This is a genomic window from Pseudomonas sp. S150, from assembly GCF_004526365.1.
Taxonomy (GTDB): Bacteria; Pseudomonadota; Gammaproteobacteria; order Pseudomonadales; family Pseudomonadaceae; genus Aquipseudomonas; species Aquipseudomonas putida_A.
In genome coordinates, this window is the sequence record NZ_CP038207.1 from 3,012,497 (window position 1) to 3,036,631 (window position 24,135).

Sequence of the window (24,135 nt, forward strand, 5' to 3'; positions counted from 1 at the left end):
CGCTGCCGGGCTTTTTTGCGTGGGCCAGGCAAACAATGCTCGGGTGTGAGTCATAGCGGAGCGGGTTGCTTATCCGATTGGGACGCGCTCGATACATTGAGTGAATGACTGGACGAGATCCAGCAAGCAGGCAGCCGCCTGATTGATCTGCGTATCGGTAAGCGCCGCGTAGCCAATCAGCACGCCGGGTTTGACCGCGTGACTGCTGGTGAATGCGGATACCGGTTGCAGGCAAAGATTGAAGAGGGCAGCCCGTGCGCAGAATTCTCTTTCATCAATGTCTGTGGGTAACCAGAGCACAAAATGTAATCCGGATTGCTCGCCGGAAATCTGCAGATCAGGGTTTTCTCGCAGCTTTGAGATCAGCAAATCGCGTCGATGTTGATACGTCTGTCGCGAGATGCGCAAATGCCGTACATATTTTCCGGTGCAGAGAAACTGGTTGAGTGCGAGCTGACCCAGTATGCCTGGCGTCTGGCCGGTGTCTTCGATGAGGTTGATGACTTTCTTCTGTAAATGTTTGGGAATGACCATGAAGCCCAGACGAAAGTTGCTGAACAGGGTTTTATTGAAGCTGCCGCAGAAAATCACCCGGTCGTTTGTATCTATTGATTTGATGGCGGGCAGGGGAGCACTGCCATAGTTGTATTCGCTGTCGTAGTCGTCCTCGATGATGATCGCATTGGCTGCGGTCGCCGAGGCCAGCAGAGCCTTGCGGCGTGCCATGCTCATGCAGACACCCAAAGGAGCCTGGTGAGAGGGCGTGACATAAATGGCCTGAACCGGACTGGCGGGTGACAACGCTTCAACGATCAGACCTGCATCGTCCACTGGAATATCGATGATTGTGTTGCCGGAACAATTGAATATCCGCCGGGCCCAGTAATAGCCGGGATCTTCCATGGCAACGACGGCCTCTTTTCCCAATACCCGGCTGATGAGGTCGAGACAGTGCCTGATGCCGTGGGTAATCACGATGTCCTGAGGTGAGCAGTCAATTCCCCGGTAGATCTGGATATGGTCGCAAATGGACTTGCGCAAGTTCTCGTCACCGCCGAGTGACGAGGCCGATACTGCGGTGGCGAGGTCTTTGGCGGAAGGTGTGCATAACGACTTTACATCTTTTTCTTCGAGCAATCCCGGATCGGCCAGTCTGGCAATAAACGGTACATACGGCTGTAAATAAGTAATGGGAGCAGGTGAATCGGATGACCGGTGAGTATCAAGTTCGACTTGCAGTTCCTTAGTTCTGGCGGCGGCGATCAGATTATCCGGCAATGTTGCGCAGACTACCGAGCCGGCACCTCGCTTGCGAATGATGAAACCTTCTTCGCGCAATTGATCGAAAACAGTTTCCAGGGTCCCTCGGGAAACTCCCCATCTTTGCGCAAGCGTACGCGTGGAGGGCAGCGCTTCGCCGGATTGGAGCCGACCGGAGCTGATCAGGTGTTCAAGGAAACGGCACAAAAGCTGATGTTTGGTGGACAGCGAATGTTCGGTCAATTCGAACGGCAAGACTAGGTCGAGGCCAACTGGCCGCTTACCTCTGGTCATAGTGGTACACACCAAAATCCATTTAATGGATCTTCATCTTAGCGCGGCATACAAATACGCTCAACGCCGCTCAAGCTAACGCGTTGAGGGGTGGCGCGCGAGTCATTGGGGTCAAGAGAAACTGGATTGGTATAGGGATATCGTCGGCAATGACTGCTTTTGAAAAACTGTCAACACTCAATAAGACTAATCATCGCGAGCCGCAACTAAAGATTGCGATAGTCGGAGGGGGTGCAACAGCGATTAGTGTAATTGATGCGTTGCAGCGCGACGTTAAGCTGAAAAATATGGATGTTGCAATTACCCTCTATGAGCCTGACAAGAAAATAGGTCCAGGTCGCGCTTATCAAAACGATGGTGATTATGGATTGATTAATCGCCAAGCCCGCTTCATGTCCGTGAAAAGTGACGATCCCCGGCACTTTGTAGGATGGGTCACTCATAAATATGGAAGTGCACTGGCGCAACTTGATTTCTTGCCCCGTCACTATTTTGGTGAGTACCTGTCCGATTGTTTTGCCGAGCAAGTGGCGCTGGCGCGCGACCTCAAGCGGCCGATTCGGGTGATCGGGCAAAAGGTCACCAGCCTGACAATGCACGATGACAAAGCAGTCGTCGGTGTCGAAAACGGGCCGCAACAAGTGTTCGACCGGGTGATTCTGTGCATCGGTACCGCTGAACCGGCGGATATCTTCTCGTTGGCCTGCTCCCAAAACTACATCGGCAATCCGTATCCGATGTGGACCAAGTTTTCCGCGATTGGCGGCGACGATCAGGTGGCGATCATTGGTTCCAGCCTCTCCGCTGTCGATGCAGTCCTGGCCCTGAATGCCCAGGGACACCGCGGCAAGATCGTCATGCTGTCGCGCAATGCGCTGCTGCCAGCGGTGCGCATGCCGCATCACGACTTCACTTACAAGGTCATCACCCGCGAACGCATCGAAGAGCTGCGTGATGAAGCGGGGATGATCTCCTGGTCGAAATGGCTTGGCCTGATCACCTTCGAACTGACAGCCCAAGGCGTGGATCTGGAGAAGCTCAAGGCTGAACTGGCGCCAGGTCAACTGCCGTTCGAGCGGCTGGAGCGCCATCTTCAGGCGTCGGCCCGCGGCGAAAAGTGGCTGTCCATCCTGATTGATATTGCCAACGACTACGTCGAGCTGGCCTGGGACAGCCTGAGTGCGGGCGATCGCAGTTATTACATGGCCAACTATCACTCGATTTTCATGAGCCTGTGCAACCCGATGCCTCCGGCAACGGCCAACAAGTTGCGCAACATGCTCGAATCCGGGCACCTCGTGATTCGTCCTGGCCTGAAGGGCGTGGAACTGAGTCCCGGAGGCGGTTTCGTCCTGAATTACCAGGCAGGCGCCTGTCATGCCGACTGGGTCATCAACGCCACGCGATCTGAAACCGGTGGTGTCGGGCAGACCGGTACCGAGCTGGTGTCTTCGATGGTCAACAATGGCGTCGCTCAGCACCATCCGTTTGGTGGACTGCACGTGTCATTCGGCTCGCACAAGGTCATCGACCGCAGTGGCAAGGCCAGCGACGCTATTTATGCCTTGGGCCAACTGGCTGCCGGTAACCATTACTACACCAGTTCACTGGCCATGATCACACGTCAGATCGATCGGGTTCTGCCGCATTTGCTGACGACTGATCAATACCTCAAGGAGCTTTCTGCGTGAAATCCAGCCGCCCCGGAATCCTGTTACCTGCAGCGTTGTTGTCGGCCGTAATCGTGCCGCAGCTTGGACTCGGCCTGATGACGCCCACCGTTGCAAAACTGGCGGAGGAGTTTCGAGTCCCCCATGAGGCGATTCAGGAAACGTTTGTTGTTTACATGATCGGGTATGCGTTGTCCGTGGTATTGGCGGGGATTCTTGCCGATCGTATCGGAGCCCGTCGCGTACAGATTTCGGGGTTACTGATTTGTGCTGCCGGGTGCCTGCTTGCAGCGTTCTCGGACTCCTTTTACCTGTTTGCGGTTGCGCGTTTCATGCAGGCCCTCGGAGGGTGTGTAGGGACCGTAACCACCAGGCTGATCGTGAAATCCGATTATCCGGAAAGCAAACGCCTGCGAATTCTCACCACCCTTGCCTCGGCGATAGCGCTCACGCCGTGTATCGCACCGTTGCTCGGCGGCATGTTGTTACCTTCGCTGGGATGGCGCTGGATGATGGGCGGCGTGGGGATGTTCAATCTCGCGGCATTGGTGCTTTTCTGGCAGGTCGACACCTCTCCGGGGGCATCGGATTCGACGGGGCGCAGCATCATTGCCGTTTATGCCGCCAACTTCAGAAATGCGGATTATCTGGCTTATGCCGCCGGCATCAGTCTGGTGTGGATGAGTTACTTCGTGTTCCTGTCCTGTTCGACTTATGCGTTGCAGACGGAACTGGGCATGTCCAGCCTGGGTTACGGCGCGGTGATCTCCCTGTGCGCCGTCGGTTATGTGATTGGCAGTACGTTGGCGCGAGCATTGAGCGCCAGGTGGGCGTTGAACGAGATCCTGCTGCTTGGAAGCAGGGTAGGCATGGCCGGGTGCATGTTGCTGGGCATTCTGCTGTCGGTGTTTGGCAGTGTGCTGCCGGCGCTGCTGATTCCGATGGTGTTCATTCTGTTGTCGGTCGGGATGGTGATTCCCGCGACTCAGGCCGGGCTATTGAAGAGTGTCAGTCGCGATATCGGTATCTCCTCCGGGCAGTTTTTCTTTTTCCAGATGGCGGCGGGGGCCGGTTACGGTTTGCTGGTCAGTTCCTTTTCCGAACTGGGCGTTCGTGGCCTGGCACTGTTTATCGCCATTCCGATTGTCGTGTTGTTCGTTTTCCTGAATATGTCGCGGGCACTGTCGAAGTCCCCGGAAGAACAGTTGAAGGCAGTCTCTCGGACCTGAGTTTGCTGTTGCTGCGACCCTGATAAAAAAAACAAGGATGTGTAGTCGTGCAGTATCTGAAATCGCTGAAGTTGAACAGTGTGTGTTATGACATTCGTGGCCCGGCACTGGAGCAGGCCAGAAAGATGGAGGAGGACGGCCAGCGCATTCTCAAGTTGAATATCGGCAATCCCGCGCCCTTCGGTTTCGAGGCGCCCGACGAGATACTCCAGGATGTGATCCGTAATTTGCCGACGGCGCAAGGTTACAGTGACTCCAAAGGCTTGTTCAGCGCCCGCAAGGCCGTCATGCAGTACTGTCAGCAGAAGCAGATCGAGGGCGTCGGCGTCGACGATATCTACCTGGGCAATGGCGTCTCCGAGCTCATTGTGATGTCACTGCAGGCGCTGCTGAACAACCGCGACGAAGTGCTGGTGCCTGCTCCGGATTATCCGTTGTGGACCGCCGCGGTGAGTCTTGCCGGGGGCAATGCGGTGCACTACAGGTGCGACGAGCAGCAGGACTGGTGGCCGGACCTCGATGACATACGGGCCAAAATCACCCCCAACACCCGAGCGCTGGTGATCATCAACCCCAACAATCCCACCGGTGCGGTGTATCCGCGAGACGTGCTGCTGGGAATGCTGGAGATCGCGCGCCAGCACAATCTGGTGGTGTTCTCCGACGAGATCTACGACAAGATTCTCTACGACGAAGCTGTGCACATCAGCACCGCCTCGCTGGCGCCGGACCTGCTGTGCCTGACCTTCAACGGGTTGTCCAAGTCGTACCGGGTGGCCGGTTTCCGCTCCGGCTGGCTGGTGATTTCCGGGCCGAAGCAGCATGCCGCCGGCTACATCGAAGGCATCGACATGCTGGCGAACATGCGCCTGTGCGCCAACGTTCCGGCCCAGCATGCGATCCAGACCGCGCTGGGGGGTTACCAGAGTATCAATGACCTGGTCTTGCCTCAGGGGCGCCTGCTCGAACAGCGCAACCGGGTGCATGAACTGCTCAACGCTATTCCCGGCGTCAGTTGCGTCAAGCCGATGGGCGCGCTGTACGCATTTCCAAGGATCGATCCGAAAATTTGCCCGATCAAGGATGACGAGAAGTTTGTCCTCGAACTGCTGATGTCGGAAAGGCTGCTGGTGGTTCAGGGAACCGCGTTCAACTGGCCCGCGCCCGACCATTTCCGCGTGGTCACGTTGCCGGCATTGCCGGACATCGAAGACGCGATGGCGCGGATTCATCGATTCATCAGCAGCAGGTCAGTCAACAACCTGAGCGTTCGTCGAGTGGCGAATAACGCCCGGGACCTGTGGCCGGTCTTCTGATTCCAGACGCAGATCAAGTAAGCAAGTTGTCATGCCAGACGTAAGTTCGTGGCAGGTGTGACAGCGCAAAGTGCCAGACGGCTGGATGCCACACTCGGCCATCTCTCTAAGTTGTGCAGCATAAAGGAATGAGTATGCGGAACTTTGATGCGCAGGTTTCTTATCGGGTCATGCTTTCTCAGGATGAGGTTAATCATCATGGGGCCGATTGGGAGAAAGAGGCCTTGAATGAACTGGAAGAGCGACTTGGAGCAGGGTCCGACTTTCCCTGCATCTTTTCCAAGAATGCATTCAAGAAGTCTTCGATCAAGTTTGTATTTGTCGACACTTTGGATGCTCAAGGGCTGGCGAAACTGGCTGAAGGCTTGAAAGAGTATGTAACGCTTTCCAGAACATGGAGTGGTTCAATCGAGGACGCTTATCCGCTCATCGTGTTCTTTTCAACCGATGCGATATCGGCGAGTACCGCGCAGGAGTATCAGGCCGCCGGGTGGGGCGTGCTGCAGAGCCTGCACTGGCTGGATGAAAGCCCGTGGCCGGACAGCGTCGATGTCGACCCGGAGTCACCGTTCTGGTCGATGTGCTTCGCGGGAATGCAACTGTTTGTGAATATGAGTTCTCCCGCACACAAACTTCGCAAGAGCAGAAACCTCGGGTCGAGATTTGCGTTAGTCATTAATCCGCGTGAACGCTTCGATGTATTTGCCGGCGATACCGTGGGCGGACGTAATGTTCGCGCCAATATACGCAAACGCATCCTTAAATATGATTCGGTACCCCACGCCTTGCAATTGGGCGGCTTCGGCTCTGACGCCAAAGAGTGGTGGCAATACGGTTTGATTGAAGAAAATGCAGAGCGCACGGATGTTTGCCCGTTCAAACATTCCAGCCATGAAAATAAAGAGGAAGCCTGATGTTCAAGTTGATTGTATCCAACGGCAGAGTGGCAGACCGCACGGCATTTACCCGTATCGGCGCGTTGAAGGCCGCGTCGGCACTTGAAGCAAAGTACGGTGTAGCGCCGCTGTATATCGGTGACGGCAGCTGCGAGCCGGCGGCGGATGACTGGACAGTCAGTCTGCCGGCAGGACGTGAGCAGATCGATTCGCTGCATCGCGCCGTGGCCTGTGCGGTAGAGGAGCAGCAACTCACAGTGGTCATCAACGGCACCTGCCCGGCCAGCCTGGGCAGCGTACCTGCGGTTGCCAGGCATTACCCGGACCTTTGTCTGGTGTGGGTCGATGCCCATGGTGACTTCAATATTCCGACGACCACTGACACGGGCTACCTGGGCGGGATGGTGGTGTCTGCCTTATGTGGCCTCTGGGACAGCGGCTGTGGCGCCGGTGTGCGTGCGGAGAACGTTATTCTGGTCGGCGCGCGTGACATCGACGGGCAAGAGCAGCGTCTGCTGAGCGCCAATAATGTGCGCACGCTTTCTCCGCAGCAGGCCACCGCCGAAGCGGTGCGCAGCGCGATCGGCCAATCGAAGGTCTGGGTGCACATCGATTGGGACTCTCTTGAGCCTGGCTACGTGCCCGCCGACTACGCAGTGCCTGACGGTCTGCTGCCGCAACAGCTCGCGGCGATCCTGGGAGCGATTCCGCTGGAGCAGATCGTCGGCCTGGAAATCGCCGAGTTCAACGCCTCCTGCGATGCGGCGACGGCACAGCGTGCGACCCAGTGCATCATCGATATCGTTGACCCGCTCCTGTCCAAAGCGTGTCTTGAGGCGAGTGTGTGCCATGCATAAGCCGCCTGCTGCTGCCCGGCTGCGTTTCAGCAAGATGCACGGTGCGGGCAATGACATGATCATTCTCGATCTGCGTGATGCGCAGGATCCGTCGCGCGAATTGTGCAAGTACCTGGCTAACCGCCATAAAGGTATCGGCGCCGATATGGTTCTGGGCGTCAAGGCGGCGCGCAATCCATCGTCCGTGGCCTCGTTCGATATCTGGACGGCGCAGGGCGAGTCCTCCCGGCAATGCGGCAACGGCGCGCGGTGTGTCGCCGCATGGCTGGTTCGGGCAGGCCTGACGGAGGCGTCCGAGTTCACCCTCGACAGTCCCTCCGGTACCCACCGGGTCCGGGTCATGGAGGACGGCAACTATCAGATCAGCATGGGCGCACCGAATTTCTCGCCCGCCGCCATCCCGGTGTTCGGCTTCGACCAGGCGCAGTCGGCTTATCAACTCGAACTCGCCGGGCAACACCTGGCGTGTGCGGCGGTATCGATGGGCAACCCGCATGCGGTGATCGAAGCCGAGCGTGATCAGTATGAGATTCCAACTGTCGGCAGTGCCCTGCAAAACTCCGGGTATTTCTCTCCTGACGTCAACGTCGGGTTTGTACAGCTGCAATCGCGCAACAGGATAAAACTCAAGGTCTACGAATTCGGCGCAGGCGAGACGCTGGCCTGCGGCAGCGGTGCCTGCGCGGCGGTCGCGGTGCTGGCGCGGGCCGGGCGGGTCGACCGCTCGGTCGATGTCGAACTGCCCGGCGGAACCCTTGAAGTGACATGGGAGAGTGACTTGTCCGCGATGTACCTCTCCGGCCCTGCTGAATTCGTATTTGATGGAGAACTCGCTCATGCCGTTGTATGAAAGCATTCTGGACACGATCGGCCGTACGCCAATCGTCAAGCTGCAAAGGCTCGCCCCGGAACACGTCAGCATTTATGTGAAGGTCGAGTCGTTCAACCCCGGCGGTTCGGTCAAGGACCGGCTGGCGCTGGCGGTGGTACTCGACGCCGAAGCCAGAGGCCTGTTGAAGCCTGGCGATACGATCGCCGAATGCACCTCCGGCAACGTCGGCATTGCGTTGGCGATGGTTGCCGCGGCACGCGGCTATAACTTCGTGGCGATCATGTCCGACAGTTACTCGATCGAACGGCGCAAGCTGATTCGTGCCTATGGCGGCAAGGTTCTGCTGTTTCCTGCTCACCTGGGCAGCAGCGGCGGCAACCAGATTGCCGATGAACTGGCGCAGAAGTTTGGCTGGTTCAGATCGCGACAATTCGATAACCCGGCCAACCCTTCCTATCACCGCGAAACCACCGCCACCGAAATCCTCGGTGATTTTGCCGGTAAACGCCTGGACTACTTTGTCACCGGTTTCGGCACCAGCGGCACACTGACCGGCGTTGGCCAGATGCTGCGAGTCGCGCGACCTGCGGTGCAGATCGTTGCCGCAGAACCGGAAAATGCTGCGTTGCTGTCGGGCGGCACCTGGGGCGTGCACCAGATTCAGGGACTCGCGCCCAACTTCACGCCGACCATCATGGACAAGACCGTCATCGACAAAGTCCTGACCGTGAACGAGTACGAAGCACGTGACACTTCGCAGCGCCTGGCCAGGGAAGAGGGGATCTTCGTCGGCATTTCTTCGGGCGCTTCGGTCGCCGCAGCGTTGAAGGTTGCCGAGACCGCAGCGGCCGGTTCGGTGCTGCTGGCCATGTTGCCGGATACCGGTGAACGTTATCTCTCGACGTTCCTGATGGACGGCATCGCCGAAGGTTCCGACGATGACTGGTTGCAGTCGCTCGAGCCGTAACAGGCAACCGGTTACTTGGCGAAGCAGGCGCTCTAAGGGATTAGCATCATGGTGGAAACTCTTCCGGCAGCAGATTACATCGAGTTCGCGCGCCCGTTTCCAATGCATCGTGGAGGTGTACTGGAAGATTTCAGGCTGACGTATGAGACGTTCGGGCAACTGAATGATCGTCGCGACAACATCGTCCTGGTGCTGCCCGGCATGTCCGCCAACAGCCACGTCTGCAGTGTCGCCCGCGATCCTGAGGCGGGCTGGTGGGAGGACTTCGCCGGTTCTGGCAAGCCGATCGATACAGACCGCTGGTATGTGATCTGTTTCAACTATCTGGGGGGTTGCAAGGGCTCGACGGGGCCGCTGTCCACCGAGCGGGCGAGTGGCAGGCCTTACCAGTCGCGCTTTCCCGAGCTGAGCATCGAAGACATCGTCGACACGATCGTCATGGCCGTGAAAGCGCTGGGCATGGCGCAAGTGACCTGCCTGATCGGCGCTTCGATGGGGGGCATGTGTGCGCTGGCCCTGTTGACCCGGCATCCGGGGTTTGTCCGGCATCACATCAACCTGTGCGGCGCGGCCAGTTCGCTTCCCGTGTCCACGGCCTTGCGTTCATTGCAGCGGGAAGCCATTCGCAGTGATCCGCTGTGGGCCGGTGGCGAGTATTCGCCGGATGCGCGCCCGATCCACGGCATGACGCTAGCCCGCAAGATCGGCCTGTTGAGTTATCGCTCCGGCGCGCAATTGAATCGCCGTTTCAGCCGCAGCGATCAGGCGGCGGGGAAATCCGCCGGCATGACCCACGACTTTGAAGTCGAGGATTATCTGCAGGCCAATGCCTGGCGATTCGCACGGGATTTCGACCCTAACAGTTATCTGCAGCTAAGCCGCGCGATTGATCTTTATGCCTGTCTGACGCCGCCGCAGGGCGGTTTTCAGACTGCCGGGCTGGAGCAGGTTCTGGTGGTCGGCGTCGAGAGCGACACGCTGTTTCCTGTTGCGCAACAGCAGCACATCGCTCAAGGGCTCGAGCAGGATGGTGCCGAGGTGACCTTTGTCCGGCTCGATTGCCCGGACGGCCACGACGCCTTTCTGACCGATCTGCGGGCGTTCGGGCCGCTGCTGGAACATTTCATGAATCGTATTGGTTCCGTCCTTCCTGCGGGCAGGGCGGAGCGTTGTCTGGAGTTGCACGATGAACGATTTTGACAAGGTTGCATTGGTGACCGGTGCCAACCGTGGCATCGGTTTCGAGGTGGCGCGACAACTGGCCGCCGAGGGCGTGACGGTGGTGCTCAGTGGCAGGAATTATCAGGCTGTCGCTCAGGCGGCCGACGAATTGGTCGACATGGGCCTGAAGGCGTTCCCGTGCCTGCTGGATGTCACGGATGAAGACAGCATCGCCTCGGCGGTCAAATTGCTGGAGGCGAAGTTCGGCCGACTGGATATCCTGATCAATAACGCTGCGATCCGTATCGAATCCTACGGGTTGAACCCTTCGCAACAACCACTTCAACAGTGGCGCCAGACGTTTGAAACCAACCTGTTCGGCATGGTCGCGGTGACCCAGCATTGTCTGCCGCTGATTCGTCAATCTGCGGCCGGACGCATCGTCAACGTATCCAGTCTGCTGGCATCGCTCACCACCCATACGGACGTCGATTCTTACGCCTATTCACCGATGTTCAAATCCTTGCCGGGCTACAGCGCCAGTAAAAGCGGGGTGAATTCGTGGACGGTTCATCTGGCTTACGAGCTTCGCGACACGCCCGTCAAGGTCAATGCCGTGCACCCCGGTTACACCAAAACCGGCATGAATGACGGCGCCGGTGATCTCGATGTGCAGGAAGGCGCGCGGACCAGTGTCGCTCTGGCATTGATCGGTGCCGATGGCCCCACGGGCACTTACCGCCATCAGGACCGCGTGATTCCCTGGTGAGTCGTCGCTGTTTTTCTGCTTCCAACTGTTCAGTAGAAAGGATTCTTCATGATTAAGCTTGCACTCGTCACCGATAAGCCGAACCTGCACATTGACTACGACATGCCGCCATTGCTTGAAGCCTGCAAGCAACTGTCGATCAACGCCGATGTGTGCTTCTGGGACGATCCGTCAATCGATTGGGCGGCGTATACCGCCGTATTGATCCGTTCACCGTGGGACTGCATTGAAAGCCTCGACGAATTCTTTGCCTGGTGCGACAAGGTGCATGCACTGACCTGCCTGTTGAACGTGCCGTCCGTGGCCCGGTGGGGCTTGAACAAGTTGTACCTGAAGGACATTGCTGCGCGCGGCGTGCCGATTATTCCGAGTGTGTTCCTGGCGCCCGACGACGCTCCCGAGGGTTATCTGGCTGACTTCCTCGACGCGAACACCGACAGCCACGAATTTGTCGTCAAACCGACGATCGGCTCGTATTCGCGCGGAGTGAAAAGATTTGTCCGCGGCGGTTCCCAGGCCGCGCTGGCGCACATTCGCGCGCTGCAAAAGCGCGGTTCGCACGTGATCATCCAGCCGTACATCACCACCATCGACACTTACGGCGAGACGGACCTGACCTTCTTCGATAACACCTTCAGCCATTCCATCCGCAAGGGCGCCATGCTCATGGCGGACGGTACGGTGAATGTGCCGACCCCCGAATTTCGCCAGCCGCGCGAGGCGGATGCCGAGGAGCAGGCGGTGGCGCTATCGGCGCTGGTGGCTTCTGCCGAGGTGCTCGGGCTTGAGCTGCCGTTGCTCTACGGCCGGGTCGACGTGATCCGCGACTATGACGGTCGGCCGATGATCATGGAAATGGAGATTTGCGAGCCTTCGCTTAACCTGCCGTTTCGCGCCGACAGTGCGATGAACCTGATCAAAGGCGTGCTCAAGCGCATCGACCGGCACCTGGTCGATCTCTGACACCCTCCGCGAACACCAGTAAACAGGCCCGACAGCATTGCCGGGCTTTTTTTGTGCGCGCGATTATTCGACTATGGGCGTTTTCCGATGGCACAAGGAACAGGCGTCATGACCAAGACAGCCGAGCGGGTCAACATTGTCGATACTCAGGTGTTGTCCCACGACTGGTATCTGTTGCAGAAAATCACCTTCGACTATCTGCGCAACAACGGTGACTGGCAGCGGCAGACTCGCGAAGTCTACGACCGTGGCAATGGCGCGGCGATTCTGTTGTTCAACCGCGAAAAGCGCACGGTGGTGCTGACCCGCCAATTTCGCTTGCCGGTGTTCGTCAACGGCCACGACGGCTTGTTGATCGAAGTGGCGGCGGGGCTGCTGGAAGGTGCGGCGCCGGAACAGCGGATCCGCGACGAGGCCGAAGAGGAAACCGGTTACCGCGTGCATGAGGTGAAGAAGGTCTTCGAGGCCTACATGAGCCCCGGCTCGGTGACCGAGAAGCTGCACTTTTTTATCGCCGAATACGACGCGAAGTCGAAGGTCAGCGAGGGCGGCGGCCTGGAAGAGGAAACCGAAGAACTGGAAGTGCTGGAGTGGCGCTTCGATGAGGCACTGGCGGCGTTTCAGCGCGGCGAGATCTGCGACGCCAAGACCATCATGCTGCTGCAATACGCGGCGATGAATAACCTTTTCGACAGCTGATTCAACGCCAATCCATTGTGGCGAGGGAGCTTGCTCCCGCTGGGCTGCGCAGCGGCCCCAGGTTTTTGCCCGTGCTGCGCACTGGAGCGGGAGCAAGCGCCCTCGCTACACAATGGCATTTACGGGGTTAAAACAGGTCCCCTGTTCTACCGACATCAGACCAGTCCCCGCCCTCCAGCGTCAGCAACCGCTCCTTGGCCTCAAGCCCACCCGCAAACCCGGTCAACTTCCCCGACGCGCCGATCACCCGATGACACGGCGCCACAATCGAGATCGGGTTACGCCCGTTCGCCGCGCCCACCGCACGCACCGCCGTCGGGTTGCCGATCTGCTCGGCGATCTGGCTGTAAGTGCGCGTCTCGCCAAAGGGGATAGTCAGCAGCGCCGCCCAGACCTTCATCTGAAATTCGGTGCCGACAAAATCCAGTTCCAGGTCGAAGCGATCACGCTTGCCGGCAAAATATTCCTCAAGCTGCTGCGCGGTTCGCTGCAGCAGCGGATTGTCCGGCGCTTCGCTCATCGGACCGAGGCGCACCCGGCCCGGTTTGTCGTTTTCCCAGAGGATGGCCGCCAGTCGTGAGCCGTTCGCAACCAGCTTCAATTCGCCGACCGGTGAGGGCAGGGTGATGAACGTGTACGACATGGGCAGAACTCCGGATCGGTACGGCGAGAGCGCCCAGCATACTGCCTGAGCGGGGAGGCGCAAATCGTAATAGCGACCATACTGCTTGGTGCTTTTGCAGCGTTCCCCTCTGTTCTGCACAGAACCCGAAAACAAAAAAGAGATCGACTCATGAAGTACGAACCTTTGGCCAAAACGCTGATTGCGACGTCACTGGCACTGAGCTGCCTCATGGCCCACGCCGCTTCCGTAGCACCGGTTGCCGCCGAAAACGGCATGGTGGTCACCGCTCAACACCTGGCCTCGCATGTCGGTGTCGATGTGTTGAAAAACGGCGGTAACGCGGTGGATGCGGCGGTCGCTGTGGGCTATGCGCTGGCGGTGGTGTATCCCGCCGCAGGCAACCTCGGCGGTGGCGGTTTCATGACCATTCAACTGGCGGACGGGCGCAAGACGTTCCTCGACTTCCGCGAAAAAGCCCCGCTGGCGGCGACGGCCAACATGTACCTGGACAAGGACGGCAACGTCGTCCCGGATCTGAGCACTCGTGGTCACCTCGCCGTGGCGGTGCCGGGCACCGTGTCGGGCATGGAGCTGGCGCTGAGCAAGTACGGCACCAAACCGCGCAAGGACATGATCGCCCCGGCGATCAAACTGGCGGAAGACGGCTTCGAGCTGGAGCAGGGCGACGTCGATCTGTTGGACTACGCCACCGATGTGTTCAAAAAGGACATGCGTGATTCCGGCTCGATCTTCCTGCACAACGGCGAGCCGATGCAGGTCGGGCAGAAGCTGGTGCAGAAGGATCTGGCGAAGACCCTGCGCACCATTTCCGAAAAAGGCGCTGACGGTTTCTATAAAGGCTGGGTGGCCGACGCCATCGTTACGTCCAGTCAGGCCAACAAGGGCATCATCACCCAGGCCGACCTCGACAAATACAAGACCCGCGAACTGGCCCCGGTGGAGTGCGATTACCGTGGCTACCATGTGGTCTCGGCGCCACCGCCAAGCTCCGGCGGGGTGGTGATCTGCGAGATCATGAACATTCTTGAAGGCTATCCGATGAAGGATCTGGGCTTCCATTCGGCCCAAGGCATGCACTACCAGATCGAAGCGATGCGTCACGCTTACGTGGACCGCAACAGCTATCTGGGTGACCCGGATTTTGTGAAGAACCCGATCGAGCATCTGCTGGACAAGAACTACGCGACCAAGCTGCGCAACGCGATCCAGCCGCAGAAGGCCGGGATCTCCGCCGAGCTGAAACCCGGCGTCGCCCCGCATGAGGGCAACAACACCACGCACTATTCGATCGTCGACAAGTGGGGCAACGCAGTGTCGGTGACCTACACCCTCAACGACTGGTTCGGCGCCGGGGTGATGGCGAGCAAGACCGGGGTGATCCTAAACGACGAGATGGACGACTTCACCTCCAAGGTCGGTGTGCCGAACATGTACGGTCTGGTGCAGGGCGAGGCCAATGCCATCGCTCCGGGCAAAACCCCGCTGTCGTCGATGAGCCCGACCATCGTCACCAAGGACGGCAAAGTGGTGATGGTGGTTGGTACGCCGGGTGGCAGTCGGATCATCACCGCGACCTTGCTGACCATGCTCAACGTCATCGACTACGGCATGGGCCTGCAGGAAGCGGTCGACGCGCCACGCTTCCACCAGCAATGGATGCCCGAGCAGACCAACCTCGAAGACTACGCCGCCAGTCCCGACACGAAGAAAATCCTCGAAAGCTGGGGCCACAAGTTCGCCGGGCCGCAGGATGCCAACCACATCGCCGCGATCTTGGTCGGCGCGCCGTCGCTGGGCGGTAAACCGGTGGGCAAAAACCGTTTCTACGGAGCTAACGATCCACGGCGCAATACCGGGTTGTCGCTGGGTTATTAAGAGGCGTAAAAACGGGGTGGGCTCAGGTCCGCCCCTGTTTCAAGGATCGATCAAGGAAGACTCATCATGTCTACTGCATTGCTGATCATCGACGTCCAACAGGCTCTCTGCTCAGGCGAGTATCAGTGCTTCGACATCCACCGTGTGATCGACACCATTAACCAGCTCAGCACGCGTGCGCGTGAGGCGGGTGTGCCGGTAGTGCTGATTCAGCATGAGGAAAAGGACAGCCCGCTGGCCCATGGGGCCGAAGGCTGGCAACTCGCCGACGGCCTGCTGACGACGGAGCAAGACCTGCGCGTACGCAAAACCACCCCGGATTCGTTCTATCAGACCGAGCTGGGCAAACTGCTGCCCAGCGAAGACTTCGAACGCCTGATCATTTGCGGCCTGCAGACCGACTACTGCGTCAACGCCACCGTGCGCCAGGCTCATCAGTTGGGTTACGACGTGGTGCTTGTGGCAGACGCCCATTCCACCCTCGACAACGGCACCATGAGCGCCGAAGACATCATCGCCGAACACAACAAGGACCTGGCGCACCTGACGGGCGCCACGGCCCGGGTCGACGTCAAACCCGCAGCCGAGATCACTTTCTAAAACCAGCGCATACCCCTGTGGGAGCGGGCTTGCTCGCGAAAACGGTGGGTCTGTGATGCATGTGTTGGCTGACCCGACGCCTTCGCGAGCAAGCCCGCTCCCACAATGATTGATGGTGTTCACGGATTCCCATGTCCAGCACAAATCCCCTGTGGGAGCGGGCTTGCTCGCGAAAACGGTGTGTCTGTGATGCATGTGTTGGCTGACCCCACGCCTTCGCGAGCAAGCCCACTCCCACAATGATTGAAGGAGTTCACAGATTCCTTGCCCAGCACAAATCCCCTGTGGGAGCGGGCTTGCTCGCGAAAACGGTGGGTCTGTGACGCATGTGTTGGCTGACCCGACGCCTTCGCGAGCAAGCCCACTCCCACAATGATTGAAGGTGTTCACCAATTCCCACGTCCAGCACAAATCCCCTGTGGGAGCGAGCTTGCTCGCGAAAGCGGTGGGCCTGTGAAGCATGTGTTGGCTGACCCGACGCCTTCGCGAGCAAGCCCACTCCCACAATGATTGGTGGTGTTCACAGATTCCTTGCCCAGCACAAATCCCCTGTGGGAGCGGGCTTGCTCGCGAAAGCGGTGGGTCTGTGATGCATGTGTTGGCTGACCCGACGCCTTCGCGAGCAAGCCCACTCCCACAATGATTGATGGTGTTTACAGATTCCCACGTCCGGCACAAATCCCCTGTGGGAGCGAGCTTGCTCGCGAAATCGGTGGGCCTGTGAAGCATGTATTGGCTGACCCGACGCCTTCGCGGGCAAGCCCACTCCCACAATGATTGAAGGTGTTCACAGATTCCTTGCCCAGCACAAATCCCCTGTGGGAGCGGGCTTGCTCGCGAAATCGGTGGGCCTGTGACGCATGTGTTGGCTGACCCGACGCCTTCGCGGGCAAGCCCACTCCCACAATGATTGAAGGTGTTCACAGATTCCTTGCCCAGCACAAATCCCCTGTGGGAGCGGGCTTGCTCGCGAAAACGGTGGGTCTGTGACGCATGTGTTGGCTGATCCGACGCCTTCGCGAGCGAGCCCGCTCCCACAATGATTGAAGGTGTTCACCAATTCCCATGTCCAGCATGAGTTCCCTGTGGCGAGCGAGCTTGCTCGCGCCGGCTGCGTAGCAGCCCTCACACTTCAAGTCGCAAACAGAACCCCACGAATCGCCCCAACCCGCGGGGCCACGACGCCCTCCAGCACCATCCGCGTAATCGTCTGCGCCGCCGTCTGATAATCCTCATCCTGCGGCACTGCGCGCCCGGTGATGCAGCCCATCTGCCAGCCAATATTGGTGTAGGTGCGGGTCGCCGACCAGATGAACAGCATCAGGCGTTCCGGGTCCACCGGGGCCAGCAGGCCGCGCTCGATCCAGCTGCGCAGGCACTCGACGTTGCGTCGGGCTTCGGCGTGCAACAGGTCGCGGCATTCGTCTGGCAACTGGCGCCCGCCGAGCAGCAGCTCGCCGCTGAATACCCTGGCAATCGCCGGGTGTTCGCGGGCGATGCGGATGCGTGCGGCGATGTAGGCGCGCAGGCCGATCAGCGGGTCATCGCTTTCGCGCAACGCCGCCGAGGCTTCCAGCAGCGGTTCGACAAATCCCAGGAGGACTTTCGAGTACAGGTTTTCCTTGGTCTGGAAGTAGTAATACAGGTTGGCCTTGGGCACGCCGGCACGGGCGGCGATGTCGCGGGTCTGGGTCGCGTCGAAGCCGTTGGCGGCGAACTCTTCGCTGGCGGCGGCGAGGATCAGTTGCTCGTTGCGTACGCGGATGGCGCTCATGGGAACACGGTGTGAATAGAAGGCATGGGCAGATACGGGCAATTTCGGTTTCGCAATATACAAAACTATATAGCGGAGAAGCCAGCTAACTGTTCCACTTGCGACAGGGCTGAGCGGATATTTTTGTGTAAATTTCCCGATTCAGTCTTTCCTCAAGCGAGCGCTCTCTCTAGAATCCGCCCGGCCTTCGCAATGGAGGCTCTTTGATATCATTTGGCTCGGTTCACATAGGGAAGACAACATGCAATTCGGGAAAATCCTGGCGCTGGGCCTGGTGCTTGCGCTCGGTGGTTGTGCCAGTTTCACCAAAGACGAAGTGGCGCCGGTCAAACTGCCATCGATGGCCAGCTATGCCAACAAACCCAATGTCTATGTGGACTTCGACTTCTATCAGGGCGAGCCGAAAAGCGCTTCGGCCGTAGAAGTGCCGCAGGCGCGTGATCAGCTCAAGCCTGAGCTGCAAAAGATTCTGACCGATTCGGGCCTGTTCGGCCGTGTCACCTTGGACGAGTTCCAGAAGCAACCGGGCGACTACAGCCTGCGTCTGAAAATGTACAACCATCCGCCGAATGCCGGTTCGATGGTGCTGGGCTTCATCAGTGGTTTCAGCCTGGGGGTGATCCCGGCATACGGCACCGATCAGTACACCATGAGTCTCGAAGCGGTGGACGGAACGGGTCAGGCCCTGACCACCGCGAGCAACCATGATGCGGTCGGTACCTGGATCGGCATCTGGTTCATTCCGCTGATGGGCAACACTCCGAAGGCTGCGGTCAACGACACCTTCGCCCGTCAGGTCAACGCGCTGCTCAAGCAGATGATCGACAACAACAACCTGAAATACTCGGCACTCGAGCCCCGTACTCCACGGGCCTGATGGCAAAAAAAAAGAGCCGCAATCGCGGCTCTTTTTTCGCCCTTACTTCAGGGCCTGGATGAACTGAGGATCGCTGTACAGTTCTTTCAGCAAGTCACGCAGCATCGGGTTGTAGGCGTTGACCGCATTTGGAATCGCAATGAAACCGAAGAAGCTGCTGCTCCACTGGCTGCTGACATGCTTGGTCGCGTCGTAAACCACATTCTGGCCATTGAGCAGGGTGAAGCGTGCCGCGAGTTGGCCTTCGCCTGTGCCCATGCCGGCCGACAGGTTGTTCTTCACCACCAGCACTTTCAACTGACGCTGAGCCTGCGGATCAAGCAGACCGGCCTTGCGCAGTTCTTCGGTGATCGCGTCCTGGATATGCGCCGGGATGCTGCCGGATGGCGAGCGCACCGGGTTGGCCCGCACAGTCAGCGAACCTTCACCGGATTCGGCAGTTACCTGAGGATTGCTGATCGCCTGCAGCGGCGGAGTCTGCTTGAGCTTCTGAACGTTTTCGAAGCTCGGCTCATAGCGAGTCATGGTCATGCCACAACCTTGCAGCAGCACTGCCAGCATCGGGATCAACAACAGAGACTTTTTCACGGCGTTTCCTTGCGTGAGGAATAAGGGGGGCGAATTATGGGCAGAGTGCCATCATTGGGCAACCGACTTCATCGTGAAGCGCTCAGAGCTTCAACAAATTCTCGATCTGCGCCAGTTCCCAGGTACTGAGCAGATTCACCGGGTCGGTGCCGTAACGGCTGTTGAATTGCCATTCGCGGCCATCCGGGCAGCGGCACTGTTCACAGTGATGCAAGCGCCCACCCTCAAAATCCAGCAACAAGCGCCAGCCCTCGATATCGACCGTAACCAGTCCGGTATCAGCGGGCGTCTCGGATCTATTGAACATCAGCACGCCCAGCGCAGCCTCGCGCAAGCGCTGGCAAACGTCGCGGGCGGTCAGCAATGCAGTCATGGTCGTACTCAATGGGCAGAAGCGCGTCAGGATAAATCGCGCGTCGACGGGTGTCAGCGATCACTGGCCCGATTCCGAACTATTCCGTAACATCCGCACCCCTCATTTTCGCGAACATCCGCGGCCACCCTCGTTGGCCGCTCAGTCAGGTAAGCCATGAAACCGAAACGTCTGCGCGCCGATGTCCTGGCCGGACTCACCACCTCGTTTGCCCTGTTGCCCGAATGCATTGCGTTCGCGCTGGTGGCGCATCTCAATCCGCTGATGGGCCTGTACGGCGCCTTCATCATTTGTACGCTGACCGCGTTGTTCGGTGGCCGGCCGGGAATGGTCTCCGGGGCGGCGGGTTCGATGGCGGTGGTGATCGTCGCGCTGGTGGTGCAGCACGGCGTGCAGTACTTGCTGGCGACGGTGTTGCTCGGCGGTTTGATCATGATGGCGTTCGGCTTGTTGCGCCTGGGCAAACTGGTGCGCATGGTGCCGCATCCGGTGATGCTCGGTTTCGTCAACGGCCTGGCAATCATCATTGCACTGGCGCAACTGGAGCATTTCAAGAGCGGTGAACATTGGCTCAGCGGCACGCCGCTGTACCTGATGACCGGGCTGGTGCTGCTGACCATGGCCATCGTCTACATCCTGCCGCGCCTGACCCGCGCAGTGCCGCCGGCATTGGTGGCGATCCTCGGCGTGGGCCTGCTGGTCTACCTGTTCGGTCTGCCGACCCGCACCCTTGGCGACATGGCGCACATCGCCGGCGGTCTGCCGACTTTCGCGCTGCCGGACATCCCGTGGACGCTGGAAACCCTGCGCATCATCGCCCCGTACGCGATTCTGATGGCGCTGGTCGGTCTGCTGGAAACCCTGCTGACCCTGAACCTCACCGACGAAATCACCGAAACCCGCGGCTACCCGGATCGCGAGTGCGTGGCGCTGGGCGCGGCGAACGTGGTCTCGGGCGCGTTCGGTGGCATGGGCGGTTGCGCGATGATCGGCCAGACCGTGATCAACCTCAGCTCCGGCGGCCGCGGGCGTTTGTCCGGGGTGGTGGCGGGGGTGCTGATTCTGCTGTTCATCCTGTTTCTGTCGCCGCTGATCGAGTGTATTCCGCTGGCGGCACTGGTAGGGGTGATGTTCGTGGTCTCGCAGCAGACCTTCGCCTGGGCTTCGTTGCGGGTGTTGAACAAAGTGCCGCTCAACGATGTACTGGTGATCATCGCCGTGACCACTATCACCGTGTTCACCGACCTGGCCACGGCCGTGCTCTGCGGGATCATCATCGCCGCGCTGAATTTCGCCTGGCAGCAGGCCCGCGAGTTGTACGCCGATGAGCATCTTGAAGCCGACGGCAGCAAACTCTACCGCCTGCACGGCACGCTGTTTTTCGCCTCGACCACGCCGTTCCTCAACCAGTTCGACCCGGCCAATGACCCAGTACGAGTGACCCTCGATTGCCGGCATTTGAGCTTCGTCGATTACTCGGCGATTGCCGCGTTGAAGACCCTGCGCGAGCGTTACGAAAAGGCGGGCAAGGAGCTGCAGGTGTTTCATCTCTCCGAGCGCTGCAAGAAGCTGTTGAAACGCGCCGGCGTCGAACACCACTGAGTGCAGTTGTGGGCGCGGCTTGCTCGCGAAGGCGGTATGTCGGTGAAACGGTATCGACTGCCACTACGCCTTCGAGCAAGCCCGCTCCCACAGAGGCGATGCCAAAGATCACTATCGGGAGAACTTCTTCGCCCCGGCCACACAAAGAATCACGCCCACCGTCACCACCAGCATGCCGATGCTGACTTGCTCATGCAGCAACGTCGCTGCCAGCGCCAGGCCGAAAAACGGTTGCAGCAACTGCAGTTGACCAACCGCGGCAATCCCGCCCTGGGCCAGGCCGCGATACCAGAACACGAACGCGATCAGCATGCTGAACAGCGAAACGTAGCCCAGACAGACCCATGCCGACACGCTGATGCCGCTGAAGGATGGTGGGGCCAGCCACAGGCTCGCAATTGCCATCGGGGGCAGCGACAAGACCAGCGCCCAACAGATCACCTGCCAGCCACCCAGGGTGCGCGACAGTTTTGCGCCTTCGGCATAACCCAGACCGCAGACCAGAATCGAGGCGAGCATCAGCAGGTCACCGGTGGGCGAGGCGGACAATCCCTGTGACAAGGCGAACCCCACCACCAGAGCACTGCCGAGGATCGAGAAGAACCAGAATACCGGGCGCGGACGCTCGCCACCGCGCAAGACGCCAAACAGCGCAGTGGCCAATGGCAGCAAGCCGACAAAGACGATCGAATGTGCCGATGTCACGTGCTGCAATGCCAACGCCGTCAGCAGCGGGAAACCGAGCACGACGCCCAATGCCACGATCAACAACGAAAACCACTGATCTCTGGACGGTCGCCGCTCACGGAACAACCACAACAGGGCAACGGCCAGGACGCCGGCAATGGCGGCGCGCGCGACGGTGAGAAACACCGGGTCAAACTCCAGCACGGCCAGGCGCGTCGCCGGCAGCGAGCCGCTGAAGCACACCACGCCAATAAAGCCGTTGATCCAGCCGCTGGTTTTTTCCAGTGCCGGGTTGCTCACGTTTGAAGTCCGTTCCATACGATTCACACTCATTGTGGGTTGCTTTGAGAGAATCCTATGATTGAGAATCAGGACAATCAAAAAATTGTCATGGATACATCCCGACATGTCCCGCTCTCGCTACAAGACCCTCGTCGACACTTACGCCGCCGACATTCGCACCGGACGTCTGGCGCCCGGCACCCGTCTGCCGACGCACCGGCAACTGGCCACGCAGGAAGGGCTGGCGCTGGTCACGGCCTCGCGGGTGTACGCCGAACTCGAAGCCATGGGGCTGGTCAGCGGCGAAACCGGGCGCGGCACCTTCGTGCGCGAAACCTCGTTGTCGCCGGGGCAGGGCATCGACCAGAAAGACGTGGCCGTCGGCATGATCGACCTGAATTTCAACTACCCGTCCTTGCCCGGTCAGACGCAATTGTTGCGCACCGCACTGCGCCAGTTGGCGTTGTCGGGAGATCTGGAAGCGTTGTTGCGCTATCAGCCCCATGCCGGCCGGGCCCACGAACGGGCTTCGGTCGCGCGCCATTTGCTCAGTCGCGGTGTCAGCGTCGACGCCGAACAAGTGCTGCTGGTCAACGGCGCCCAGCAGGGGCTGGCGGTGACGCTGATGGCGTTGCTCAAGCCCGGCGATGTGATCGCCGCCGATGCGCTGACCTATTCCGGGTTCAAAGTGCTGGCCGAGGCGTTGCATCTGGAAGTGGTGGCGATCCCGGTCAACGAGCAGGGGCCGGATCTGGCCGCGCTGGAAAAACTCTGCCGCAGTCGCTCGGTGCGTGCGGTGTACAGCATGCCGACCCTGCACAACCCGCTTGGTTGGGTGATGCCTATCGAGCAGCGCGAAGAATTGGCTGCCATCGCGCGGCGGCATGATCTGACCCTTATCGAAGACGCGGCCTACGCTTTTCTGGTGGAAGACCCGCCGCGTCCTCTGATCGACCTGGCGCCTGAGCGCACGGTCTACGTTTCGGGCCTTTCGAAGAACATCGCCACCGGCCTGCGCGTCGGTTTCATTGCTGCGCCTGCGGCCCACGTTCCGGCACTGGAGCGGGTGATTCGCGCAACCACCTGGAACACCCCGGGACTGATGACCGCGATCGTCTGCGGCTGGCTCGACGACGGCACCGTGATCGAACTGGAAGCGCAAAAACGCCACGATGCTCAGGCGCGCCAGGCACTGGCTGCCGAGTTGCTCAAAGGGTTGCCATGCGTCGCCCATCCGAACTCGTATTTCCTGTGGCTGCCCTTGCCGGAAGACGTGCGTGCCGATCAGATTGTGGTGGAGCTGATGCAGAAGCAGATTTCGGTCACCACGGCCGAGCCGTTCGCCGTATCGGCGCATGTGCCGCATGCGATTCGACTGGCCCTGGGTTCGGTGGAAATGGATGTGTTGCGGCAGGCCTTGACCACCGTCAGGAAGGTCATCGCCGCTTACCTGTAAAACAAGGCCCGAGGGACAGATGTTACCCTTGCGCAGCCAGATTCAAGCCGTTCCGGAACCCTAGATGAAAAACACCGTTGCACTCTTGCTTGCCTTGACCGCCACCGCCGTACTGTTCAGCTCGACTACCCGCGCCGCAGGCGATCCGCAGGCCGGCGAAAAGATCTTCCCGCGCCTGTGCGGCGGCTGCCACCAGGTTGGCCCGGATGCGCGCCCGGGGTTCGGCCCGCAACTCAACGGCATCATCGGTCGAGCGGCCGGCACCTCGGCCAATTACGTGTATTCCGAGGCGATGAAAAACTCGGGCAAGACCTGGGACCGCGAAACACTGACGGCGTATCTGAAAGATCCAAAGGGCGTGGTGCCGGGCACACGAATGATTTTCTGGGGGCTGAGTGACGAGGAGAAGATCGATAATTTGCTGGCGTATCTGCAGCAGTTCTCCAATTAAAGATTTTGCTC

General features: G+C 59.4%; 22 protein-coding genes and 1 pseudogene. 17 read left to right on the forward strand and 6 right to left on the reverse strand.

Translation table 11 applies throughout. From position 1 onward, the window contains the following. Positions 1 to 69: 69 nt before the first annotated feature. Positions 70 to 1,515, reverse strand: a complete 1,446-nt coding sequence (locus E3Z29_RS13765; RefSeq protein WP_167734116.1) for a PLP-dependent aminotransferase family protein — start codon at positions 1,513 to 1,515, stop codon at positions 70 to 72. Positions 1,516 to 1,703: 188 nt separating this feature from the next. On the opposite strand from E3Z29_RS13765, the gene E3Z29_RS13770 reads away from it, so the two are divergent. The 11 genes and pseudogenes from E3Z29_RS13770 (at position 1,704) to E3Z29_RS13820 (ending at position 12,913) form a co-directional block, all read left to right on the forward strand. Then, positions 1,704 to 3,245 (forward strand): FAD/NAD(P)-binding protein, encoded by a 1,542-nt coding sequence (locus E3Z29_RS13770; RefSeq protein ID WP_081730309.1) that lies wholly within the window; start codon positions 1,704 to 1,706, stop codon positions 3,243 to 3,245. After that, on the forward strand, positions 3,242 to 4,453 hold the full coding sequence (locus tag E3Z29_RS13775) for an MFS transporter (RefSeq protein ID WP_134786016.1): 1,212 nt from the start codon (positions 3,242 to 3,244) through the stop codon (positions 4,451 to 4,453). Before E3Z29_RS13770 ends, E3Z29_RS13775 begins: the two co-directional genes overlap by 4 nt. 47 nt (positions 4,454 to 4,500) lie before the next feature. Further along, a pseudogene (locus tag E3Z29_RS13780) lies at positions 4,501 to 5,694 on the forward strand (pyridoxal phosphate-dependent aminotransferase); the annotation flags it as partial. 209 nt (positions 5,695 to 5,903) lie between these two features. Further along, entirely contained in the window at positions 5,904 to 6,683 is a 780-nt protein-coding gene (locus E3Z29_RS13785; protein ID WP_049827967.1) for a YqcI/YcgG family protein, read from the forward strand. Then, the gene (locus tag E3Z29_RS13790) at positions 6,683 to 7,522 is read left to right on the forward strand and encodes an arginase family protein (protein WP_049827968.1); all 840 of its coding nucleotides are present in this window, start codon (positions 6,683 to 6,685) and stop codon (positions 7,520 to 7,522) included. The genes E3Z29_RS13785 and E3Z29_RS13790 overlap by 1 nt, the downstream gene beginning before the upstream one ends. Continuing rightward, the gene (gene dapF, locus E3Z29_RS13795; RefSeq protein ID WP_167734118.1) at positions 7,515 to 8,372 is read left to right on the forward strand and encodes a diaminopimelate epimerase; all 858 of its coding nucleotides are present in this window, start codon (positions 7,515 to 7,517) and stop codon (positions 8,370 to 8,372) included. The genes E3Z29_RS13790 and dapF overlap by 8 nt, the downstream gene beginning before the upstream one ends. Further along, positions 8,359 to 9,321 carry a cysteine synthase A gene (cysK, locus tag E3Z29_RS13800; protein WP_027614693.1) on the forward strand — a complete coding sequence of 321 codons (963 nt, stop codon included), beginning with the start codon at positions 8,359 to 8,361 and terminating at the stop codon, positions 9,319 to 9,321. The genes dapF and cysK overlap by 14 nt, the downstream gene beginning before the upstream one ends. A gap of 48 nt (positions 9,322 to 9,369) precedes the next feature. Further along, on the forward strand, positions 9,370 to 10,521 hold the full coding sequence (locus E3Z29_RS13805; RefSeq protein WP_081730311.1) for a homoserine O-acetyltransferase: 1,152 nt from the start codon (positions 9,370 to 9,372) through the stop codon (positions 10,519 to 10,521). Continuing rightward, positions 10,508 to 11,251 carry an SDR family oxidoreductase gene (locus E3Z29_RS13810; RefSeq protein ID WP_134786017.1) on the forward strand — a complete coding sequence of 248 codons (744 nt, stop codon included), beginning with the start codon at positions 10,508 to 10,510 and terminating at the stop codon, positions 11,249 to 11,251. The genes E3Z29_RS13805 and E3Z29_RS13810 overlap by 14 nt, the downstream gene beginning before the upstream one ends. A 48-nt stretch (positions 11,252 to 11,299) precedes the next feature. Continuing rightward, positions 11,300 to 12,214: a RimK family alpha-L-glutamate ligase gene (locus tag E3Z29_RS13815; protein WP_134786018.1), complete on the forward strand. Its 915-nt coding sequence runs from the start codon at positions 11,300 to 11,302 to the stop codon at positions 12,212 to 12,214. A gap of 108 nt (positions 12,215 to 12,322) precedes the next feature. Next, on the forward strand, positions 12,323 to 12,913 hold the full coding sequence (locus E3Z29_RS13820) for an NUDIX domain-containing protein (RefSeq protein ID WP_096795624.1): 591 nt from the start codon (positions 12,323 to 12,325) through the stop codon (positions 12,911 to 12,913). A 127-nt stretch (positions 12,914 to 13,040) separates the two neighbouring features. Here the strand turns inward: E3Z29_RS13820 and E3Z29_RS13825 are convergent, their stop codons facing one another. Continuing rightward, positions 13,041 to 13,556, reverse strand: a complete 516-nt coding sequence (locus tag E3Z29_RS13825; protein WP_134786019.1) for a methylated-DNA--[protein]-cysteine S-methyltransferase — start codon at positions 13,554 to 13,556, stop codon at positions 13,041 to 13,043. Between the two features lie 150 nt (positions 13,557 to 13,706). Here E3Z29_RS13825 and ggt point away from each other — a divergent pair, with 150 nt between their 5' ends. Beyond that, entirely contained in the window at positions 13,707 to 15,434 is a 1,728-nt protein-coding gene (ggt, locus tag E3Z29_RS13830; protein WP_134786020.1) for a gamma-glutamyltransferase, read from the forward strand. A 66-nt stretch (positions 15,435 to 15,500) separates the two neighbouring features. Further along, positions 15,501 to 16,034: a cysteine hydrolase family protein gene (locus E3Z29_RS13835; protein ID WP_134786021.1), complete on the forward strand. Its 534-nt coding sequence runs from the start codon at positions 15,501 to 15,503 to the stop codon at positions 16,032 to 16,034. A gap of 1,132 nt (positions 16,035 to 17,166) precedes the next feature. Here E3Z29_RS13835 and E3Z29_RS13840 read toward each other — a convergent pair. After that, entirely contained in the window at positions 17,167 to 17,808 is a 642-nt protein-coding gene (locus tag E3Z29_RS13840; protein WP_134786022.1) for a TetR/AcrR family transcriptional regulator, read from the reverse strand. Between the two features lie 241 nt (positions 17,809 to 18,049). On the opposite strand from E3Z29_RS13840, the gene E3Z29_RS13845 reads away from it, so the two are divergent. After that, positions 18,050 to 18,685: a hypothetical protein gene (locus E3Z29_RS13845; RefSeq protein ID WP_098968177.1), complete on the forward strand. Its 636-nt coding sequence runs from the start codon at positions 18,050 to 18,052 to the stop codon at positions 18,683 to 18,685. Between the two features lie 42 nt (positions 18,686 to 18,727). On the opposite strand, the gene E3Z29_RS13850 is transcribed toward E3Z29_RS13845, so the two are convergent. Together E3Z29_RS13850 and E3Z29_RS13855 are read right to left on the reverse strand one after the other, a co-directional pair. After that, positions 18,728 to 19,273 carry a hypothetical protein gene (locus tag E3Z29_RS13850; RefSeq protein WP_027614702.1) on the reverse strand — a complete coding sequence of 182 codons (546 nt, stop codon included), beginning with the start codon at positions 19,271 to 19,273 and terminating at the stop codon, positions 18,728 to 18,730. An 82-nt stretch (positions 19,274 to 19,355) separates the two neighbouring features. Beyond that, positions 19,356 to 19,646, reverse strand: a complete 291-nt coding sequence (locus E3Z29_RS13855) for a hypothetical protein (protein ID WP_098968178.1) — start codon at positions 19,644 to 19,646, stop codon at positions 19,356 to 19,358. A 156-nt stretch (positions 19,647 to 19,802) separates the two neighbouring features. Between E3Z29_RS13855 and E3Z29_RS13860 the strand changes: the two genes are divergently transcribed. Continuing rightward, positions 19,803 to 21,248 (forward strand): SulP family inorganic anion transporter, encoded by a 1,446-nt coding sequence (locus E3Z29_RS13860; RefSeq protein ID WP_134786023.1) that lies wholly within the window; start codon positions 19,803 to 19,805, stop codon positions 21,246 to 21,248. A gap of 111 nt (positions 21,249 to 21,359) precedes the next feature. On the opposite strand, the gene E3Z29_RS13865 is transcribed toward E3Z29_RS13860, so the two are convergent. Then, positions 21,360 to 22,253: a DMT family transporter gene (locus E3Z29_RS13865; RefSeq protein WP_096795618.1), complete on the reverse strand. Its 894-nt coding sequence runs from the start codon at positions 22,251 to 22,253 to the stop codon at positions 21,360 to 21,362. Between the two features lie 88 nt (positions 22,254 to 22,341). Here E3Z29_RS13865 and E3Z29_RS13870 point away from each other — a divergent pair, with 88 nt between their 5' ends. Beyond that, positions 22,342 to 23,673, forward strand: coding sequence for a PLP-dependent aminotransferase family protein (locus E3Z29_RS13870; protein ID WP_098968180.1), 1,332 nt, complete (start codon positions 22,342 to 22,344; stop codon positions 23,671 to 23,673). 64 nt (positions 23,674 to 23,737) lie between these two features. Next, positions 23,738 to 24,124 carry a cytochrome c family protein gene (locus E3Z29_RS13875; protein WP_027614707.1) on the forward strand — a complete coding sequence of 129 codons (387 nt, stop codon included), beginning with the start codon at positions 23,738 to 23,740 and terminating at the stop codon, positions 24,122 to 24,124. Positions 24,125 to 24,135: the final 11 nt, after the last annotated feature.

Excerpts from the sequence above, each read along its gene's own strand:
- E3Z29_RS13770 (WP_081730309.1), top strand. The coding sequence starts at position 1,704 with ATGACTGCTTTTGAAAAACTGTCAACACTCAATAAGACTAATCATCGC.
- E3Z29_RS13785 (WP_049827967.1), top strand. The coding sequence starts at position 5,904 with ATGCGGAACTTTGATGCGCAGGTTTCTTATCGGGTCATGCTTTCTCAG.
- E3Z29_RS13790 (WP_049827968.1), top strand. The coding sequence starts at position 6,683 with ATGTTCAAGTTGATTGTATCCAACGGCAGAGTGGCAGACCGCACGGCA.
- dapF (WP_167734118.1), top strand. The coding sequence starts at position 7,515 with ATGCATAAGCCGCCTGCTGCTGCCCGGCTGCGTTTCAGCAAGATGCAC.
- cysK (WP_027614693.1), top strand. The coding sequence starts at position 8,359 with ATGCCGTTGTATGAAAGCATTCTGGACACGATCGGCCGTACGCCAATC.
- E3Z29_RS13805 (WP_081730311.1), top strand. The coding sequence starts at position 9,370 with ATGGTGGAAACTCTTCCGGCAGCAGATTACATCGAGTTCGCGCGCCCG.
- E3Z29_RS13810 (WP_134786017.1), top strand. The coding sequence starts at position 10,508 with ATGAACGATTTTGACAAGGTTGCATTGGTGACCGGTGCCAACCGTGGC.
- E3Z29_RS13815 (WP_134786018.1), top strand. The coding sequence starts at position 11,300 with ATGATTAAGCTTGCACTCGTCACCGATAAGCCGAACCTGCACATTGAC.
- E3Z29_RS13820 (WP_096795624.1), top strand. The coding sequence starts at position 12,323 with ATGACCAAGACAGCCGAGCGGGTCAACATTGTCGATACTCAGGTGTTG.
- E3Z29_RS13825 (WP_134786019.1), bottom strand. The coding sequence starts at position 13,556 with ATGTCGTACACGTTCATCACCCTGCCCTCACCGGTCGGCGAATTGAAG.
- ggt (WP_134786020.1), top strand. The coding sequence starts at position 13,707 with ATGAAGTACGAACCTTTGGCCAAAACGCTGATTGCGACGTCACTGGCA.
- E3Z29_RS13835 (WP_134786021.1), top strand. The coding sequence starts at position 15,501 with ATGTCTACTGCATTGCTGATCATCGACGTCCAACAGGCTCTCTGCTCA.
- E3Z29_RS13840 (WP_134786022.1), bottom strand. The coding sequence starts at position 17,808 with ATGAGCGCCATCCGCGTACGCAACGAGCAACTGATCCTCGCCGCCGCC.
- E3Z29_RS13845 (WP_098968177.1), top strand. The coding sequence starts at position 18,050 with ATGCAATTCGGGAAAATCCTGGCGCTGGGCCTGGTGCTTGCGCTCGGT.
- E3Z29_RS13855 (WP_098968178.1), bottom strand. The coding sequence starts at position 19,646 with ATGACTGCATTGCTGACCGCCCGCGACGTTTGCCAGCGCTTGCGCGAG.
- E3Z29_RS13860 (WP_134786023.1), top strand. The coding sequence starts at position 19,803 with ATGAAACCGAAACGTCTGCGCGCCGATGTCCTGGCCGGACTCACCACC.
- E3Z29_RS13865 (WP_096795618.1), bottom strand. The coding sequence starts at position 22,253 with ATGGAACGGACTTCAAACGTGAGCAACCCGGCACTGGAAAAAACCAGC.
- E3Z29_RS13870 (WP_098968180.1), top strand. The coding sequence starts at position 22,342 with ATGTCCCGCTCTCGCTACAAGACCCTCGTCGACACTTACGCCGCCGAC.
- E3Z29_RS13875 (WP_027614707.1), top strand. The coding sequence starts at position 23,738 with ATGAAAAACACCGTTGCACTCTTGCTTGCCTTGACCGCCACCGCCGTA.